This is a genomic window from Streptomyces sp. NPDC023541, from assembly GCF_055559995.1.
On record NZ_JBVHJO010000003.1, the window covers coordinates 161,290 to 177,572 of the forward strand.

Below are 16,283 nucleotides of genomic sequence, written 5' to 3' on the forward strand. Positions count from 1 at the left end.
GCGCGCTGCACCGGGAAGGGGCCGTTCGCACGCCGTTCTCGTGCGGGCCGTCTGCGTGATATAGGTCTAAACCAATTTACGGCTACCCCTTGTCACCTGGGCCGCAGACTGATGAGCTATGCCCGGGGACACAACGGACACCCTGGGAAAGGGAGATGTCGTGAGCAATGAGAGCCTGGCCAATCTGCTCAAGGAGGAGCGGCGGTTCGCACCGCCCGCCGATCTGGCCGCCGCCGCCAATGTGAAAGAGGCTGCGTACGCACAGGCCGACGCGGACCGGCTGGGCTTCTGGGCCGAGCAGGCCCGGCGGCTGACCTGGGCCACCGAGCCGGCCGAGACGCTCGACTGGACGAACCCGCCCTTCGCGAAGTGGTTCGCCGACGGCCGGCTGAACGTCGCGTACAACTGCGTGGACCGCCACGTCGAGGCCGGCAACGGCGACCGCGTGGCCATCCACTTCGAGGGCGAGCCCGGTGACAGCCGCGCGATCACCTACACCGAGCTCAAGGACGAGGTCTCCAGGGCCGCCAACGCCCTCACCGAGCTGGGCGTCGAGGCCGGCGACCGCGTCGCCGTCTACCTCCCGATGATCCCCGAGGCGGTCGTCGCCATGCTCGCGTGCGCCCGCATCGGCGCCGCGCACTCCGTGGTCTTCGGCGGGTTCTCCGCCGACGCCGTCGCCTCCCGCATCCAGGACGCCGACGCCAAGCTGGTCATCACCGCCGACGGCGGCTACCGCCGCGGCAAGCCCAGCGCCCTGAAGCCCGCCATCGACGAGGCCGTCGCCAAGTGCCCGCAGGTCGAGCACGTGCTCGTCGTGCGCCGCACCGGCCAGGACACCGCATTCACCGAGGGCCGCGACGTCTGGTGGCACGAGGTGGTCGGCCGCCAGTCCGCCGAGCACACCCCGCAGGCCTTCGACGCCGAGCACCCGCTGTTCATCCTCTACACCTCGGGGACGACGGGTAAGCCGAAGGGCATCCTGCACACCTCCGGCGGCTACCTCACCCAGGCGGCGTACACCCACCACGCGGTCTTCGACCTGAAGCCGGAGAGCGACGTCTACTGGTGCACGGCCGACATCGGCTGGGTGACCGGGCACTCCTACATCGTCTACGGGCCGCTCGCGAACGGCGCCACGCAGGTGATGTACGAGGGTACGCCGGACACCCCGCACCAGGGCCGCTTCTGGGAGGTCGTGCAGAAGTACGGCGTCACGATCCTGTACACGGCGCCCACGGCCATCCGCACGTTCATGAAGTGGGGCGACGACATCCCCGCGAAGTTCGACCTGTCGAGCCTGCGCGTCCTGGGCTCGGTCGGCGAGCCGATCAACCCCGAGGCCTGGGTCTGGTACCGCAAGCACATCGGCGGCGACCGCTGCCCGATCGTGGACACTTGGTGGCAGACCGAGACCGGCGCGATGATGATCTCCCCGCTGCCGGGCGTCACCCACACCAAGCCGGGCTCCGCCCAGCGCGCCCTGCCCGGGATCGCCGCCACCGTCGTGGACGACGAGGCGCACGAGGTCCCGAACGGCGGGGGCGGCTACCTGGTCCTCACCGAGCCGTGGCCCTCGATGCTGCGCACCATCTGGGGTGACGACCAGCGCTTCATCGACACCTACTGGTCTCGCTTCGAGGGCAAGTACTTCGCGGGCGACGGCGCGAAGAAGGACGACGACGGCGACATCTGGCTGCTGGGCCGGGTGGACGACGTGATGCTGGTGTCCGGCCACAACATCTCGACCACCGAGGTGGAGTCGGCCCTCGTCTCGCACCCGTCGGTCGCCGAGGCGGCCGTGGTAGGCGCCGCCGACGAGACCACCGGCCAGGCCATCGTGGCGTTCGTCATCCTGCGCGGCAGCGCCTCCGAGACCGAGGGCCTGGTCGCGGACCTGCGCAACCACGTGGGCAGCACGCTCGGCCCGATCGCCAAGCCCAAGCGGATCCTGCCGGTGCAGGAGCTGCCGAAGACCCGCTCGGGCAAGATCATGCGCCGTCTGCTCCGCGACGTCGCGGAGAACCGCGCGGTCGGCGACGTCACCACGCTGGCCGACTCCTCGGTCATGGACCTGATCCAGAGGAAGCTCCCGGCGGCCGGCAGCGAAGACTGACCCGTCGGCACCGGCCGTCTCGGCCAGCCGGCCACCTCGGCGACACACGGGAAGGGGCATTCGGCGCGACACGCGCCGGGTGCCCCTTTCGCGCATAAAGTGATGATCGCCGGATCTGCCCTCGCGTACGCCCTGTAAAATATTGAAAGCATAAAGAAAGACCTCAGGGTGCGCCGGGAAGTCTGGTCGGCAACGAGTTCGCCATGCCGTCCAACAGCCCCCGGAGGTGCCCCTCGTGGCCGCGCCCAACCCCACCGACCACAAGAGCCGCAAGCTCCTCGGCCGCCTCTCCCTGCCCGAGAGCCGCTACATCGCAGATGCCCTGCGTGCCGAGACGGTGGGCGGCGTCCTGCTGCTCGTGGCCGCGATCGCCGCGCTGCTGTGGGCCAACATCCCCGCCGTCTCGGACAGCTACGCGAGAGTCGGGTCTTTCCACATCGGCCCCGCCGCCCTCGGCCTGGACCTCTCGGTGCAGCACTGGGCGGCCGACGGGCTCCTCGCCATCTTCTTCTTCGTCGCCGGCATCGAGCTCAAGCGCGAGCTCGTCGCGGGCGACCTGCGCGATCCCAAGGCCGCCGCGCTCCCGGTGATCGCCGCCCTGTGCGGCATGGCCGTGCCCGCGCTCGTCTACGCGCTGGTCAACGTCACCGGCAACGGATCGATGGACGGCTGGGCCGTCCCCACGGCCACCGACATCGCCTTCGCGCTCGCCGTCCTCGCCGTCATCGGCACCTCCCTGCCCTCGGCCCTGCGCGCCTTCCTGCTGACCCTCGCCGTCGTCGACGACCTCTTCGCCATCATGATCATCGCGGTGTTCTTCACCAGCGAGATCGACTTCCTGGCACTCGGCGGCGCAATCGCGGGACTGGTCCTCTTCTGGTTCCTGCTGCGCCGCGGTGTCCGCGGCTGGTACGTCTACGTCCCGCTCGCCCTGGTCATCTGGGGACTGATGTACAACAGCGGGGTCCACGCCACCATCGCCGGCGTCGCCATGGGCCTGATGCTCCGCTGCACCCGCGCGGAAGGCGAGCGGACCTCACCCGGCGAACACATCGAGCACCTCGTCCGGCCCGTCTCCGCCGGTCTCGCCGTACCCCTCTTCGCGCTCTTCTCCGCCGGGGTCTCCCTCTCCGACGAGGCCATCGCGCAGGTCTTCACCCGCCCCGAGACCCTCGGCGTGGTCCTCGGCCTCGTCGTCGGCAAGACCGCGGGCATCTTCGGCGGCACCTGGCTGGCCGCCCGCTTCACCAGGGCCGAGCTGAACGAGGACCTGGCCTGGCCCGACGTGCTCGCCGTGTCCACGCTCGCCGGTATCGGCTTCACCGTCTCCCTCCTCATCGGCGAGCTCGCCTTCGCGGGCGACAAGACGCTCACCGACGAGGTCAAGGCCGCCGTCCTGATCGGCTCCCTCATCGCCGCCGTGATCGCGTGCGTCCTGCTCAAGCTCCGCAACCGCCGCTACCGGGCGCTCACCGAGGCCGAGGAGCGCGACGAGGACCACGACGGCATTCCGGACATCTACGAGGAGGACAAGCCCGAGTACCACCTGCGGATGGCGAAGATCTACGAGGACCGGGCCGCGGAACACCGCCGCAAGGCGGAGGAGGCGGCCGCCGCCGCGCTCCAAACCGCAGCCGGGTCCACCACCGAGGCCGACCGTCCGGCATGATCTGAGTGACGACGCAGGACCGACGCGGAACAGCCGCACGCCGGCCGGGCGATGGCCGCGGGGGCAGCCGCCCGGCAGCAGACGACAGAGGGAGAGAGCGATGAGCGCAGTGGACCAAGAGGCGCAGGGAGCCGAGCGCACACTCGGCCAGCTGGTCGCCTCGGCCACCGCCGAGATGTCCGCCCTGGTTCACGACGAGATCGCCCTGGCCAAGGCGGAACTCCGCGAGGACGCCAAGCGCGTGGGCAGCGGATCCGCCTCCCTCGGCGCCGCGGGAGTGTTCGCGGTCTTCTCCCTCCCGGTGCTGACCTTCGCCGCGGCGTACGGGATCCACAACCTGGGACTCGGCCTCGCCTGGTCCTTCCTGATCGTCGGCGGCGCGTTCCTGCTGATCGCGGGCATCCTCACGCTGATCTCCGTACGGAAGTTCAAGAAGGTCAAGCCGCCGGAGAAGTCCATCGCCTCGGTCAAGCAGACCGCCGCACTGGTCGGGACCGTCAAGCCGCACCCGCGGCCGGTGAGTGACAAGGCTGTGGGTGTGGCACGCTCGTCCTCATGACAGCGCCCACGCCGGACCCCAGCATTCCGCCCACCGCTGCCACGGCGGTGCGGCTCGACCTCCCCGGCGGGGAAGCGGTGACGCACCGGGACGTGGCCGCCAACGGCGCGCGCTTCCACGTCGCCGAGCTCGGTGACGGACCGCTGGTGCTGCTGCTCCACGGCTTCCCGCAGTTCTGGTGGACCTGGCGCCACCAGCTGACCGCGCTCGCCGACGCCGGGTACCGGGCCGTCGCGATGGACCTGCGCGGGGTCGGCGGCAGCGACCGCACCCCGCGCGGCTACGACCCCGCCAACCTGGCGCTCGACATCACCGGCGTCGTACGGTCCCTCGGCGAGCCGGACGCCGCGCTCGTCGGGCACGACCTGGGCGGGTACCTCGCCTGGACGGCGGCCGTGATGCGGCCCAAGCTGGTCCGCCGGCTCGTCGTCTCCTCCATGCCGCACCCCCGGCGGTGGCGCTCGGCGATGCTGTCGGACTTCGGTCAGACCCGGGCGAGTTCGCACATCTGGGGCTTCCAGCGGCCGTTCGTGCCCGAGCGGCAGCTCGTCGCCGACGGCGGTGCCCTCGTGGGTGACCTGATCCGCGACTGGTCGGGGCCGCGGCCTCCCGAGGAGGAGGACCTCGCCGTGTACCGGCGGGCCATGTGCATCCCGTCCACCGCGCACTGCTCGATCGAGCCGTACCGCTGGATGATGCGGTCGATGGCCCGGCCCGACGGGCTCCAGTTCAACCGGCGCATGAAGCGGCCGGTACGGGTGCCCACGCTGCACCTGCACGGTTCGCTCGACCCGGTGATGCGCACCCGCAGCGCCGCCGGATCCGGCGAGTACGTCGAAGCCCCTTACCGGTGGCGGCTGTTCGACGGGCTCGGGCACTTCCCGCACGAGGAGGACCCCGTCGCCTTCTCGACCGAGCTGGTGAACTGGCTGAAGGACCCCGAGCCGGACCGCTGATCTGCCACGCACGAACGGCAGTTCACTCGTCCGTTCGTCCTACGGGCATTCAAATGCCCGGCGCATAGGCCAATTGGCCGCCCCGCGAGGGATTACGGACCTTGGGGCCCGGGCACAGCTCGGAGTATGAGCTGGACGCACGACTACGGTGACACCGCGCACGAACGCCGCTCGGCAGCTACGCCGGGCACGCACGAGAGGGCCGGCCGGCACGGCCACGACCCGCACCTGGGCATCCCCCGCATCCTGCGCCGCCGCGCCCGCTGGGTCTCCGCACGCCTGCGGCATCCACGGACGTAGGGGCCCGGCGGGGGCGCTGCGGGGGTGCCGCGTCAGAGGGCGCAGCCCTGGCTCTCGACCCGGCGCTCGGCGGTCCGGCCGTATTCGATGTCGTCGCGGATCTCGTCCACGGTCAGCGCGTAGCCGGTGTTCGGGTCGTCGAGGGACTTGGCGAACACCACCCCGTACACCTTGCCGTCGGGCGTCAGCAGCGGGCCGCCGGAGTTGCCCTGGCGGACCGTCGCGAAGAGCGAGTAGACGTCCCGTCGGACAGTACCGCGGTGGTAGATGTCCGGTCCGTTGGCATTGATCCGGCCGCGGACGCGGGCCGGGCGGACGTCGTACGCGCCGTTCTCCGGGAAGCCGGCGACGATCGCGTCGCTGCCGCTCGCTGCGTCCTTGTCGGTGAACTCCAGCGGCGGCGCCTTCAGCTTGGGCACGTCCAGGACGGCGATGTCGCGCTCCCAGTCGTAGAGCACGACCTTGCCGTCGTACAGCTTGCCCTCGCCGCCGATCTGCACGGTCGGCTCGCCGACGCCGCCGACGACGTGCGCGTTGGTCATGACCTTGCCGGGCGCGAAGACGAAGCCCGTGCCCTCCAGCACCTTGCTGCAGCTGGGCGCCGTGCCGACGACCTTCACGATGGAGCGCTTGGCCACGTCCGCGACGGGGCTGGTGGCGAGCGCCGGGTCGGGCGCCCTCACCTCGGTGATGGGCTCGTTGGAGAACGGGCTGAACACCTGCGGGAAACCGCTGCGCGCGAGGGTGGAGCTGAAGTCCGAGAACCAGTTGTTCGCCTGGTCCGGCAGCACGCGCGAAACGCCCAGGAGCACCTTGGAGTTGCGGACCTCCTTGCCCAGTGTGGGCAGTGAGGTCCCGGCGAGCGCCGAGCCGATCAGCCAGGCCACGAGCAGCATCGCGACCACGTTGACGAGGGCCCCGCCGGTGGCGTCGAGGACGCGCGCCGGCTTGGCGGTGATCTGGCGGCGGAGTTTGCCGCCGAGATGGGTGGTCAGCGCCTGGCCGACCGAGGCGCAGATGATGATCGCCACGACGGCGATGACGACGACCGTGGTGGACACCTGGGTGCCGTTGTCCGTCACCCGGTCCCAGATCAGCGGGAGCAGGGCAACGGCGACGAGGCCACCGCCCAGGAAGCCGATCACCGACAGGATGCCGACGACGAACCCCTGGCGGTAGCCGACGATCGCGAACCACACGGCGGCGAGCAGCAACAGGATGTCCAGCACGTTCACGTGGGCCACCGTCTCATGCGTGCCAGTCGAGCGGGACCTGGCGTGATCGGTCCCACGGACGTTCCCACCCCGCGAAGTGCAGGATCCGGTCGATCACCCCGGCCGTGAAACCCCAGACGAGGGCCGATTCGACGGTGAACCCGGGTCCCAGGTGCCCCCGCGGGTGGACCGTCGTGACCCGGTGCTCGGGGTCCGTGAGATCGGCCACCGGGACCGTGAACACCCGCGCGGTCTCGGCCGGGTCCACGGCGCCGACGGGGCTCGGGGTGTGCCACCAGCCGAGGACCGGGGTGACGACGAACTCGCTGACCGGGATGTAGAGCCGGGGCAGCACCCCGAAGAGCTGGACACCGGAAGGATCAAGTCCCGTCTCTTCCTCGGCCTCGCGCAGCGCGGCCCGCAGCGGGCCGGTGGTCTGCGGATCCCCGTCCTGAGGGTCCAGCGCGCCGCCCGGGAAGGACGGCTGGCCCGCGTGCGAGCGCAGGGTGCCGGCGCGCTCCATCAGCAGCAGCTCCGGGCCCCGGGCCCCCTCGCCGAACAGGATGAGGACGGCTGACTGCCTCCCCCGGCCGTCCTCGGGCGGCAGGAACCGGCTCAGCTGCCGCGGCTCAACGGTCCGGACGGCCTTGACGACGGGATCGAGCCAGTCGGGCAGCCCGGCGGTGGTGACGGCAGGGCCGCCCCCCGCGCGCACTCCCGCAGTGACCCCGGCCTCGTCCCGTGTACCGCGCGTCATAGGCACCTCTGTCCGCGTTCTACTGTCAACAGCGTCTCCCACACCGCAAACGCGGTCCGGGTACCGAATCGTTCCTGGGATCCCGCCCGGGACTCCCGCAGGGTTGCCCCTAGGGCTCCTGCGACTCCTGCGCGCCGCCCGCGCCCAACGGCGGGGCCGGCAGGCCGGGGTAGTCCGGGGGCGGGCTCAACCGCTGGCCCGGCTGGCCGCCCTTCTCGTACTTGAGCAGCTTCTTCGCCTTCTCCGGGTCCGTCTCGCCCTCCCCGTACGCCGGGCAGAGCGGGGCGATCGGGCAGGCCCCGCAGGCGGGCCTGCGGGCGTGGCAGATGCGGCGGCCGTGGAAGACGACCCGGTGCGAGAGCATCGTCCACTCGCTCTTCGGGAAGATCGCACAGATCTCCGCCTCGACCTTCTCCGGGTCCTCCTGCTCGGTCCACTTCCAGCGGCGCACCAGCCGGCCGAAGTGGGTGTCCACCGTGATCCCGGGAACGCCGAACGCGTTGCCGAGGACCACGTTGGCGGTCTTGCGGCCGACGCCCGGCAGCTTCACCAGGTCCTCCAGCCGGCCCGGCACCTCCCCGCCGTGGTCGTCCCGCAGCGCCCGCGACAGGCCCAGCAGCGACCTGGCCTTCATCCGGAAGAACCCGGTCGGGCGGATCAGCTCCTCCAGATCCTCGGGGACGGCCGCGGCCATGTCCTCGGGGGTCGGATAGGCCGCGAAGAGGGCCGGGGTCGTCTGGTTCACCCGCAGGTCGGTGGTCTGCGCGGACAGCACCGTCGCGACGAGGAGCTCGAAGGGATTGCGGAAGTCGAGCTCCGGATGGGCGTACGGGTAGGTCTCGGCCAGCTCCCGGTTGATGCGGCGCGCCCTGCGCACCATGGCCAGGCGCGATTCCGGCCTGGCCGGCTTCGGTTTCTTGGCCGAAACTTTGCCCTGGGGGGCAGTCACGGCCTTCGGGGGCACCTTCGAGGGTACTTGTTCGCCCACGGCTGAATTTTGGGTGTCCGTCACTCCTGCGGACCCCTTGGCCTGTGCTCTCACCGGCTTATTGGACACCCGGCCAGCCTAAGGCCGGGCGCTGACACCCGCCCGGACCTCAGGTAACACCACTCCGATTGGCCTCTCGCCGCACAGCACGCCCGTCCGTCCGGCATCCTTGTGATTGATCGCACTGTTTGAGCCGTCCGGCAAAATGGGGAGCGGTCCCCTGAGCTGGTCGACATAGGAGAGAGACTCGTGGACGACGTTCTGCGGCGCGCCCCGCTCTTCGCGGCGCTCGATGACGAGCAGGCCGCGGAGCTCCGCGCCTCCATGGGCGAGGTGACCCTCGCACGCGGTGACGCCCTGTTCCACGAGGGCGACCCCGGCGACCGGCTGTATGTCGTGACCGAGGGCAAGGTGAAGCTGCACCGCACCTCCCCCGACGGCCGCGAGAACATGCTGGCCGTCCTCGGCCCCGGCGAGCTGATCGGTGAGCTGTCGCTCTTCGACCCGGGCCCGCGCACCGCCACCGCCACCGCGCTGACCGAGGTCAAGCTGCTCGGCCTCGGCCACGGCGACCTCCAGCCCTGGCTCAACGCCCGGCCCGAGGTCGCGACCGCGCTGCTGCGCGCCGTCGCCCGGCGCCTGCGCAAGACCAATGACCAGATGTCCGACCTGGTCTTCTCCGACGTTCCCGGCCGCGTGGCCCGGGCGCTCCTCGACCTCTCGCGCCGCTTCGGCGTGCAGTCGGAGGAGGGCATCCACGTGGTGCACGACCTCACGCAGGAAGAGCTCGCACAGCTCGTCGGCGCCTCGCGCGAGACCGTGAACAAGGCGCTCGCCGACTTCGCGGGCCGCGGCTGGCTCCGCCTGGAGGCGCGTGCCGTGATCCTGCTGGACGTGGAGCGTCTCGCGAAGCGCTCCCGCTGACACCATCAGCACCCGTCAGAAGGGTCCTGTCCGCACCGGGCAGGGCCCTTCTGCGTGCCCGCCGAGGCTCCGTAGGCGGGGCCGCGTCCCCCGGGCCCCCGCGCCTCGTACGGCGACGGGGCCGACCTGTGCACAGTGGAAGCATGGGGCACAGGGGTCTGGACGCGTACGGGTACTTCGAGCGGGAGGGCTCCCTCGGGCAGGTCCAGAGCGAGTTCCGCGAGGTCGTGGCCGCCGCGCGCGAGCGCACGGCCGAGGCGTACGGGCGACGGCTGCACAGCGCGTACCTGTACGGGTCCGTGCCGCGCGGGACGGCCCTGCCCGGGCACTCCGACCTCGACCTGCTGCTCGTCCTGCACCACGCGCCCTCGGACGAGGACCGCGACACCGCCGAGGTCCTCGCGCGAGGCGTCGACGAGGACTTCGAGCAGATCGACGGGGTCGGCGTCCTGCTCCACGACAAGGACACCGTGCTGAGCGAGGAGGAACGATTCGACCTGGGCTGGTTCCTCGCCTGCCTGTGCACACCGCTGCTCGGCGCGGACCTGGCCGAGCACCTGCCGCGCTACCGCCCCGACAGCCTGCTCGCCCGTGAGACCAACGGCGACCTCGCCGCGCTCCTGCCCACGTGGCGCACGAGGCTGCGGGAGGCCTCGGCCCCGGAGGAGTACCGGCGGCTGAGCCGCCTCTTCGCCCGGCGCCTGGTGCGCACCGGATTCACCCTGGTCATGCCGCGGTGGGGCGGCTGGACCAGCGATCTGACCGAGTCGGCGGAGGTCTTCGGCACCTACTACCCCGAGCGCGCCGCCCAGATGCGGGCCGCTGCCGCGGTGGCCCTGGATCCGGTCGAGGACCCGGCCGTGCCGCGCGCTTACGTCGAGGACCTCGGGCCGTGGCTGGCGGACGAGTACACCGCGCGCCACGGCAGGAAGACGCGCCGCAGGACGCCTCCTAGTCCTTCTTCCCGGTGACGGCGAGGGCCTCGACGGCCAGCTTGGCCTCCGCCAGGCCCGCGCCGGTGATGCGGCGGTAGCTCTTGATCGCCGAGATCAGCCGGTCCTCCCGGATCAGCGCCCTCACCTCGTCCATGCCCGCCGGCTCCGGCTCCTCGATGCCCAGGTGGTCCAGCAGCAGCGCCAGGCGGCGCTCCGCCCGGTCCGCCTGCAACTGGAGGCTCTTCACGCGCAGCGACACCGTCGAAGTGATCCACCCGGCCGTGCCCAACAGCATCACGAGCAGGAACACAGTGTTCATTCGGGCCCTCCGGGAATCAGTCCGTGATCTTGAAGATACTCGAGCTGAGCCCGTACGGACCATTGCGCCGCCGGCCACAGGGAGCGGTCCACGTCCGCGTACACCTGGGCGACGACCGCCTCGACGGTGGTGAATCCGTTCTCGACGGCCGTCTCGACCTGCGCCAGCCGGTGCGCCCGGTGGGCGAGGTAGTACTCGACGGCGCCCTGTGCGTCCTCCAGGACCGGCCCGTGCCCCGGCAGGACCGTGTGCACCCCGTCGTCCACGGTGAGCGAGCGCAGGCGGCGCAGCGAGTCCAGGTAGTCGCCGAGGCGGCCGTCGGGGTGCGCGACCACGGTGGTGCCGCGGCCGAGGATGGTGTCGCCGGTCAGCACCGCCCGGTCGGCCGGCAGGTGGAAGCAGAGCGAGTCGCTGGTGTGTCCGGGGGTCGGGACGACGCGCAGCTCCAGCCCGCCGGTCCGGATCACGTCCCCGGCCGCGAGGCCCTCGTCGCCGAGCCGGAGGGCCGGGTCCAGCGCGCGGACCTTGGCACCGGTGAGCTCGGCGAAGCGGCCGGCGCCCTCCGCGTGGTCGGGGTGGCCATGGGTGAGCAGGGTGAGCGCGACCCGCTTTCCCGCCTCCTCGGCGGTGGCGACGACCGCCCGCAGGTGGGCCTCGTCCAGCGGGCCGGGGTCGATGACGACGGCGAGGTCCGAGCCGGGCTCGGACACCAGCCAGGTGTTGGTGCCGTCCAGGGTCATCGCGGAGGCGTTGGGGGCCAGGACGTTCACCGCGCGGGCGGTCGCCGGCCCGGAGGTGACGAATCCGCGGGGCTGTCCCGGCAGTGCGACGGCGTCGCTCATGCGGGGCCTCCGGGACGGCCGAGGCGGACGCGCTTGGTGAACTCGTCGTGGCCCGGCCAGCTGAGCACCACCTCGCCGCCCTCCAGCGCGGCCCGGGCCAGCACCGGAGCGAGGTCCTGGGCGGCGGCCGCGGTGAGCGCGTCCGCGGCGCTCCCGTACGGCTCCAGGGAGCGCAGGGTGGAGATGGTGGGCGGCATCATCAGCAGCTCGCCCTTGTCGTACCCGTCGGCCGCGTCGGCCGGGCGGATCCAGACGGTCCGGTCGGCCTCGGTGGAGGCGTTGCGGGTGCGCTGGCCTTCGGGGAGGGCGGCGACGAAGAACCAGGTGTCGTAGCGGCGCGGCTCGAACTCGGGGGTGATCCAGCGCGCCCACGCCCCGAGCAGGTCGGAGCGCAGCCACAGGCCGCGGCGGTCGAGGAGGTCCGCGAAGGACAGCTCCCGCGCCACGAGGGCCTGCCGGTCCGCCTCCCAGTCGTCGCCGGTGGTGTCGCCGACGACCGTGTCCGGGGCCGGGCCGGCGAGCAGGACGCCCGCCTCCTCGAAGGTCTCCCGTACGGCGCCGCACACGATGGCCTGGGCGGTGCGGGGATCGGTCCCGAGCCGGGCCGCCCAGTCCGCCAGGGAGGGCCCCGCCCAGCCGACGTGGTGCTCCTCGTCGCGGGGGTCGACCCCGCCGCCCGGATAGGCGTACGCGCCGCCGGCGAAGGCCATGGAGGCGCGTCTGCGCAGCATGTGGACGACGGGGCCGCCGTCCGGGGTGTCGCGCAGGAGCATCACGGTGGCGGCGAGTCGCGGTGGCACCGGGGTGAGCGAGCCGTCCGCGAGCGCGCGGATGCGGTCGGGCCATTCGGGCGGGTACCACTGGCCCCCGGCGGGGGGCTGCTGCTGACCATTCGGCATGGCCGGATGCTACGGCCATCCGGCCCGATGTTCGAGGGCCCCCTGCCGGCACCCGCCGCGCGCCGGGCGGCCGCACGGCGGGCCGGACGGGCCGGACGGGCCGGACGGGCCGGACGGGCCGGACGGGCCGGACGGGCCGGACGCCGCACCGGGCCCGCGCCGCGGACGCAGGAGGACCGCCGGACGTGCCCGGACTGCCCTACGGGTGCTCCGGCACCCGATGGGCGCCCCGGTCGGCCCCCGGTCGGGTACGGCAGCCGCGGGAAGCGGCGCCGCGCCCCGATCGGGCCACCGCGCAGGAGTCAGGCTCCGGGAACCAGCTCGACCTGGATCTCGATCTCGACGGGCGCGTCGAGCGGCAGGACCGCCACGCCGACCGCGCTGCGGGCGTGCACGCCCTTCTCACCGAGGACGGCGCCCAGCAGCTCGCTCGCGCCGTTCAGCACGCCGGGCTGGCTGGTGAAGTCGGGGGCCGAGGCGACGAAGCCGACGACCTTCACGACGCGCGCGATCTTGTCGAGGTCACCGACGACCGACTTGACGGCGGCCAGGGCGTTCAGCGCGCAGGTGGCGGCCAGTTCCTTGGCCTGCTCCGGCGAGACCTCGGCACCGACCTTGCCGGTGACCGGCATGCTGCCCTTGACCATCGGGAGCTGGCCCGCGGTGTAGACGTAGGCGCCCGACCGCACGGCCGGCTGGTACGTGGCCAGCGGCGGGACGACCTCGGGCAGGGTCAGGCCGAGCTCGGCCAGCTTCGCGTCGACGACGCCGCTCATGCCTTCTCCCGCTTGAGGTAGGCCACGAGCTGCTCGGGGTTGTTCGGGCCGGGCACGACCTGGACGAGCTCCCAGCCGTCCTCGCCCCAGGTGTCCAGGATCTGCTTGGTGGCGTGGACCAGCAGCGGGACCGTCGCGTATTCGAACTTCTTGGTCATGGGAGCGAGGGTAGTGCCTGAGATGCGGGGCTCATGCGCGCCCCGGGAGACGAGTGGTTAGGCTCGGGCGATGTGAGCAGGCTCCAGGTGGTCAGCGGCAAGGGCGGCACCGGCAAGACCACGGTCGCCGCGGCACTCGCGCTTGCCCTCGCGCGCGAGGGCAGACGGACTCTTCTGGTGGAGGTCGAGGGCAGACAGGGGCTCGCGCAGCTCTTCGGCGCCGAGGCGCTCCCCTACGAGGAGCGGAAGATCGCGGTGGCACCCGGCGGGGGCGAGGTCTTCGCGCTCGCCATCGACGCCGAACGGGCGCTGCTGGACTACCTCCAGATGTTCTACAAGCTCGGCTCGGCCGGACGCGCGCTCAAGAAGCTCGGCGCCATCGACTTCGCGACGACCATCGCCCCGGGGCTGCGCGACGTGCTGCTGACCGGCAAGGCGTGCGAGGCGGTGCGCCGCAAGGACAAGGCCGGCCGGTACGTCTACGACCACGTGATCATGGACGCGCCGCCGACCGGTCGGATCACCCGGTTCCTGAACGTCAACGACGAGGTGGCGGGCCTGGCCCGGTTCGGCCCGATCCACAACCAGGCGCAGGCCGTCATGAAGGTGCTCAAGTCCCCCGAGACGGCGGTGCACCTGGTCACCCTCCTGGAGGAGATGCCCGTCCAGGAGACCGCGGACGGCATCGAGGAACTGCGCGAGGCGGGGCTGCCCGTCGGCCGCGTCGTCGTCAACATGGTCCGCCCGCACCACCTCGACGAGGACACCCTGCGCACCGCGGCCGAGGACCACCGCGCCGGCGTCGCGAAGGCGCTGTCCCGGGCGGGCCTGGGCGGCGCGCGCCGCGGCGGACTGGCCGAGCGGCTGGTCGAGCCGCTGCTCGCGCAGGCCGCCGAGCACGCGGGCCGGGTGGAGCTGGAGCGCGCGCAGCGCGCCGTACTGGCGGGCCTGGACCTGCCGACGTACGAACTGCCTCTGCTGGGGGCGGGGATGGACCTGGCAGGGCTGTACGCGCTGGCCAAGGAACTCCGGAAGCAGTCGGTGGCCGAATGAGCGAGGGACGCGAGGGAGTGGACACGGTGGGCCTGGACACTCCGCCCCGGCTGGCGGTCGACCGACTGCTGGACGACCGCGAGACCCGCATCATCGTGTGCTGCGGTGCGGGCGGCGTCGGCAAGACCACCACGGCCGCGGCGCTGGGCGTACGGGCGGCCGCGCGCGGGCGGAAGGCGGTCGTGCTGACCATCGACCCGGCGCGGCGGCTCGCGCAGTCGATGGGCATCGACTCGCTGGACAACACCCCGCGCAAGGTCGCGACCGCCGGCGGGGAAGGCGGCGAACTGCACGCCATGATGCTGGACATGAAGCGCACCTTCGACGAGATCGTCGAAGCGCACGCGGACTCCGAGCGCGCCCGGGCCATCCTCGCGAACCCCTTCTACCAGTCGCTGTCGGCCGGCTTCGCGGGCACGCAGGAGTACATGGCGATGGAGAAGCTCGGGCAGCTGCGGGCCCGGGACGACTGGGACCTGATCATCGTTGACACCCCGCCGAGCCGGTCGGCGCTGGACTTCCTGGACGCGCCGAAGCGCCTCGGGTCCTTCCTGGACGGGAAGTTCATCCGGGTGCTGATGGCTCCGGCGAAGGTCGGCGGCCGGGCCGGGATGAAGTTCCTGAACGTCGGCATGTCGATGATGACCGGCACCCTCAGCAAGCTGATGGGCGCTTCGCTGCTGAAGGACGTACAGACCTTCGTGGCGGCGATGGACACGATGTTCGGCGGCTTCCGCACGCGCGCCGACGCGACCTTCCAGCTGCTCCAGGCACCCGGCACGGCCTTCCTGGTGGTCGCCGCGCCCGAACCGGACGCCCTGCGCGAGGCGGCGTACTTCGTGGAGCGGCTGGCCGCTGAGCGCATGCCGCTGGCCGGTCTGGTGCTCAACCGGGTGCACGGCAGCGGCGCCGACCAGCTGTCCGCCGAAAGGGCGTTGGCCGCCGCAGAGAATCTTGAAGAAGGCGGCATTGTCGATCAGGAGTCCGGGAAAGCTGGACTTCGTGACACGGCCGCCGAACCCCCCGGCGCCGATGACGACACCACGGCCGTCGACCGGATCACGGCAGGACTGCTGCGCCTGCACGCCGAACGGATGCAGGTGATCGCGCGTGAGCAGCGCACGCGTGATCGCTTCACCTCGCTTCACCCCGAGGTGGCGGTGGCCGAAGTGGCCGCCCTGCCCGGCGATGTGCACGACCTCGCCGGGCTGCGGGCCATCGGAGAACGACTCGCGGCCGGGGTGCCGGCCGGAGCGTAGGCGTTCGTACGAGGGTGGCGGCCGCGTGGTCTACCCGGCTGCCGCGTACGTCTCGTACGGAACGTCGATCTCCGCGTCTGCATCCATGGTCAGGATGCCGGTGCTGCGCTCGTACTCCGTGCGGGCGGTTTCGAGCAGCCGTCGCCACGAGGTGACGGTGGGACGCCGGCGCAGCAGCGCACGTCGTTCCCGCTCGGTCATTCCGCCCCACACGCCGAACTCGACGCGATTGTCGAGCGCGTCGGCCAGGCACTCGGTCCGCACCGGACATCCGGTGCACACCGCCTTGGCCCTGTTCTGTGCCGCTCCTTGAACGAACAGTTCATCCGGATCGGTAGTGCGGCAGGCTGCCTGCGCACTCCAGTCGGTAACCCAGCCCATCCCGGCGCCGTCCTCTCCCGAATCGAGGCTCCCCCACGGCGGTAGCGGCATATTCACCGCTGCCAGTTGAGGACGTTACGGAAGGCGGGCACAGTGCAACACCCCCGACGGGCCCAATCTTGAATGGTCCGAACGGACTATGGGTAAGCGGCAGATCACCCGACGGAGTGATCCGGCG

General features: G+C 71.8%; 18 protein-coding genes. 9 read left to right on the forward strand and 9 right to left on the reverse strand.

Annotated elements, in window-relative coordinates; all coding sequences use genetic code 11:
* Positions 1–118 precede the first annotated feature (118 nt).
* The 5 genes from acs to ACZ3X1_RS08230 all read left to right on the forward strand — a co-directional run bounded on the left by acs (position 119) and on the right by ACZ3X1_RS08230 (position 5,600).
* Positions 119–2,116: an acetate--CoA ligase gene (gene acs, locus ACZ3X1_RS08210; RefSeq protein WP_362626964.1), complete on the forward strand. Its 1,998-nt coding sequence runs from the start codon at positions 119–121 to the stop codon at positions 2,114–2,116.
* A 235-nt stretch (positions 2,117–2,351) separates the two neighbouring features.
* Positions 2,352–3,785: a Na+/H+ antiporter NhaA gene (nhaA, locus tag ACZ3X1_RS08215; RefSeq protein ID WP_467277832.1), complete on the forward strand. Its 1,434-nt coding sequence runs from the start codon at positions 2,352–2,354 to the stop codon at positions 3,783–3,785.
* 100 nt (positions 3,786–3,885) lie between these two features.
* The gene (locus ACZ3X1_RS08220; RefSeq protein WP_356810257.1) at positions 3,886–4,344 is read left to right on the forward strand and encodes a phage holin family protein; all 459 of its coding nucleotides are present in this window, start codon (positions 3,886–3,888) and stop codon (positions 4,342–4,344) included.
* The gene (locus tag ACZ3X1_RS08225; RefSeq protein ID WP_030648133.1) at positions 4,341–5,300 is read left to right on the forward strand and encodes an alpha/beta fold hydrolase; all 960 of its coding nucleotides are present in this window, start codon (positions 4,341–4,343) and stop codon (positions 5,298–5,300) included. The genes ACZ3X1_RS08220 and ACZ3X1_RS08225 overlap by 4 nt, the downstream gene beginning before the upstream one ends.
* Positions 5,301–5,426: 126 nt before the next feature.
* Entirely contained in the window at positions 5,427–5,600 is a 174-nt protein-coding gene (locus ACZ3X1_RS08230) for a hypothetical protein (protein WP_199832158.1), read from the forward strand.
* A 32-nt stretch (positions 5,601–5,632) separates the two neighbouring features.
* On the opposite strand, the gene ACZ3X1_RS08235 is transcribed toward ACZ3X1_RS08230, so the two are convergent.
* The 3 genes from ACZ3X1_RS08235 to nth form a co-directional block, all read right to left on the reverse strand.
* Positions 5,633–6,835: a MarP family serine protease gene (locus tag ACZ3X1_RS08235; protein ID WP_467277837.1), complete on the reverse strand. Its 1,203-nt coding sequence runs from the start codon at positions 6,833–6,835 to the stop codon at positions 5,633–5,635.
* A 13-nt stretch (positions 6,836–6,848) separates the two neighbouring features.
* Positions 6,849–7,571 (reverse strand): NUDIX hydrolase, encoded by a 723-nt coding sequence (locus tag ACZ3X1_RS08240; protein ID WP_356810259.1) that lies wholly within the window; start codon positions 7,569–7,571, stop codon positions 6,849–6,851.
* 109 nt (positions 7,572–7,680) lie between these two features.
* Complete coding sequence (nth, locus tag ACZ3X1_RS08245; RefSeq protein ID WP_467277840.1) at positions 7,681–8,520, reverse strand: endonuclease III; 840 nt, start codon at positions 8,518–8,520, stop codon at positions 7,681–7,683.
* A 288-nt stretch (positions 8,521–8,808) separates the two neighbouring features.
* On the opposite strand from nth, the gene ACZ3X1_RS08250 reads away from it, so the two are divergent.
* Together ACZ3X1_RS08250 and ACZ3X1_RS08255 are read left to right on the forward strand one after the other, a co-directional pair.
* The gene (locus ACZ3X1_RS08250) at positions 8,809–9,483 is read left to right on the forward strand and encodes a Crp/Fnr family transcriptional regulator (RefSeq protein ID WP_003981529.1); all 675 of its coding nucleotides are present in this window, start codon (positions 8,809–8,811) and stop codon (positions 9,481–9,483) included.
* A gap of 143 nt (positions 9,484–9,626) precedes the next feature.
* The gene (locus ACZ3X1_RS08255; RefSeq protein WP_467277843.1) at positions 9,627–10,454 is read left to right on the forward strand and encodes a nucleotidyltransferase domain-containing protein; all 828 of its coding nucleotides are present in this window, start codon (positions 9,627–9,629) and stop codon (positions 10,452–10,454) included.
* On the opposite strand, the gene ACZ3X1_RS08260 is transcribed toward ACZ3X1_RS08255, so the two are convergent.
* The 5 genes from ACZ3X1_RS08260 to ACZ3X1_RS08280 all read right to left on the reverse strand — a co-directional run bounded on the left by ACZ3X1_RS08260 (position 10,435) and on the right by ACZ3X1_RS08280 (position 13,412).
* Entirely contained in the window at positions 10,435–10,737 is a 303-nt protein-coding gene (locus ACZ3X1_RS08260) for a hypothetical protein (protein WP_356810262.1), read from the reverse strand. The genes ACZ3X1_RS08255 and ACZ3X1_RS08260 overlap by 20 nt on opposite strands.
* Entirely contained in the window at positions 10,734–11,579 is an 846-nt protein-coding gene (locus ACZ3X1_RS08265; protein ID WP_356810263.1) for an MBL fold metallo-hydrolase, read from the reverse strand. The genes ACZ3X1_RS08260 and ACZ3X1_RS08265 overlap by 4 nt, the downstream gene beginning before the upstream one ends.
* Positions 11,576–12,478, reverse strand: a complete 903-nt coding sequence (locus ACZ3X1_RS08270; protein ID WP_356810264.1) for an NUDIX hydrolase — start codon at positions 12,476–12,478, stop codon at positions 11,576–11,578. The genes ACZ3X1_RS08265 and ACZ3X1_RS08270 overlap by 4 nt, the downstream gene beginning before the upstream one ends.
* A gap of 302 nt (positions 12,479–12,780) precedes the next feature.
* A complete protein-coding gene (locus ACZ3X1_RS08275; RefSeq protein WP_356810265.1) occupies positions 12,781–13,254 on the reverse strand; it encodes a RidA family protein in 474 nt (157 codons plus the stop codon).
* Positions 13,251–13,412 (reverse strand): DUF4177 domain-containing protein, encoded by a 162-nt coding sequence (locus ACZ3X1_RS08280; RefSeq protein WP_007264966.1) that lies wholly within the window; start codon positions 13,410–13,412, stop codon positions 13,251–13,253. The genes ACZ3X1_RS08275 and ACZ3X1_RS08280 overlap by 4 nt, the downstream gene beginning before the upstream one ends.
* 72 nt (positions 13,413–13,484) lie before the next feature.
* Here ACZ3X1_RS08280 and bagA point away from each other — a divergent pair, with 72 nt between their 5' ends.
* Both bagA and bagB read left to right on the forward strand, forming a co-directional pair.
* The gene (gene bagA / locus ACZ3X1_RS08285) at positions 13,485–14,465 is read left to right on the forward strand and encodes an ATPase BagA (protein ID WP_356810266.1); all 981 of its coding nucleotides are present in this window, start codon (positions 13,485–13,487) and stop codon (positions 14,463–14,465) included.
* Complete coding sequence (bagB, locus tag ACZ3X1_RS08290; protein ID WP_362626984.1) at positions 14,462–15,724, forward strand: ATPase BagB; 1,263 nt, start codon at positions 14,462–14,464, stop codon at positions 15,722–15,724. The genes bagA and bagB overlap by 4 nt, the downstream gene beginning before the upstream one ends.
* A gap of 30 nt (positions 15,725–15,754) precedes the next feature.
* On the opposite strand, the gene ACZ3X1_RS08295 is transcribed toward bagB, so the two are convergent.
* Positions 15,755–16,105 carry a WhiB family transcriptional regulator gene (locus ACZ3X1_RS08295; protein ID WP_030648100.1) on the reverse strand — a complete coding sequence of 117 codons (351 nt, stop codon included), beginning with the start codon at positions 16,103–16,105 and terminating at the stop codon, positions 15,755–15,757.
* Between the last annotated feature and the right edge of the window lie 178 nt (positions 16,106–16,283).

Coding starts and splice junctions, on each gene's coding strand:
- acs (WP_362626964.1), top strand. CDS start 119: ATGCCCGGGGACACAACGGACACCCTGGGAAAGGGAGATGTCGTGAGC.
- ACZ3X1_RS08220 (WP_356810257.1), top strand. CDS start 3,886: ATGAGCGCAGTGGACCAAGAGGCGCAGGGAGCCGAGCGCACACTCGGC.
- ACZ3X1_RS08225 (WP_030648133.1), top strand. CDS start 4,341: ATGACAGCGCCCACGCCGGACCCCAGCATTCCGCCCACCGCTGCCACG.
- ACZ3X1_RS08230 (WP_199832158.1), top strand. CDS start 5,427: ATGAGCTGGACGCACGACTACGGTGACACCGCGCACGAACGCCGCTCG.
- ACZ3X1_RS08240 (WP_356810259.1), bottom strand. CDS start 7,571: ATGACGCGCGGTACACGGGACGAGGCCGGGGTCACTGCGGGAGTGCGC.
- ACZ3X1_RS08255 (WP_467277843.1), top strand. CDS start 9,627: ATGGGGCACAGGGGTCTGGACGCGTACGGGTACTTCGAGCGGGAGGGC.
- ACZ3X1_RS08260 (WP_356810262.1), bottom strand. CDS start 10,737: ATGAACACTGTGTTCCTGCTCGTGATGCTGTTGGGCACGGCCGGGTGG.
- ACZ3X1_RS08265 (WP_356810263.1), bottom strand. CDS start 11,579: ATGAGCGACGCCGTCGCACTGCCGGGACAGCCCCGCGGATTCGTCACC.
- ACZ3X1_RS08270 (WP_356810264.1), bottom strand. CDS start 12,478: ATGCCGAATGGTCAGCAGCAGCCCCCCGCCGGGGGCCAGTGGTACCCG.
- ACZ3X1_RS08275 (WP_356810265.1), bottom strand. CDS start 13,254: ATGAGCGGCGTCGTCGACGCGAAGCTGGCCGAGCTCGGCCTGACCCTG.
- ACZ3X1_RS08280 (WP_007264966.1), bottom strand. CDS start 13,412: ATGACCAAGAAGTTCGAATACGCGACGGTCCCGCTGCTGGTCCACGCC.
- bagB (WP_362626984.1), top strand. CDS start 14,462: ATGAGCGAGGGACGCGAGGGAGTGGACACGGTGGGCCTGGACACTCCG.
- ACZ3X1_RS08295 (WP_030648100.1), bottom strand. CDS start 16,105: ATGGGCTGGGTTACCGACTGGAGTGCGCAGGCAGCCTGCCGCACTACC.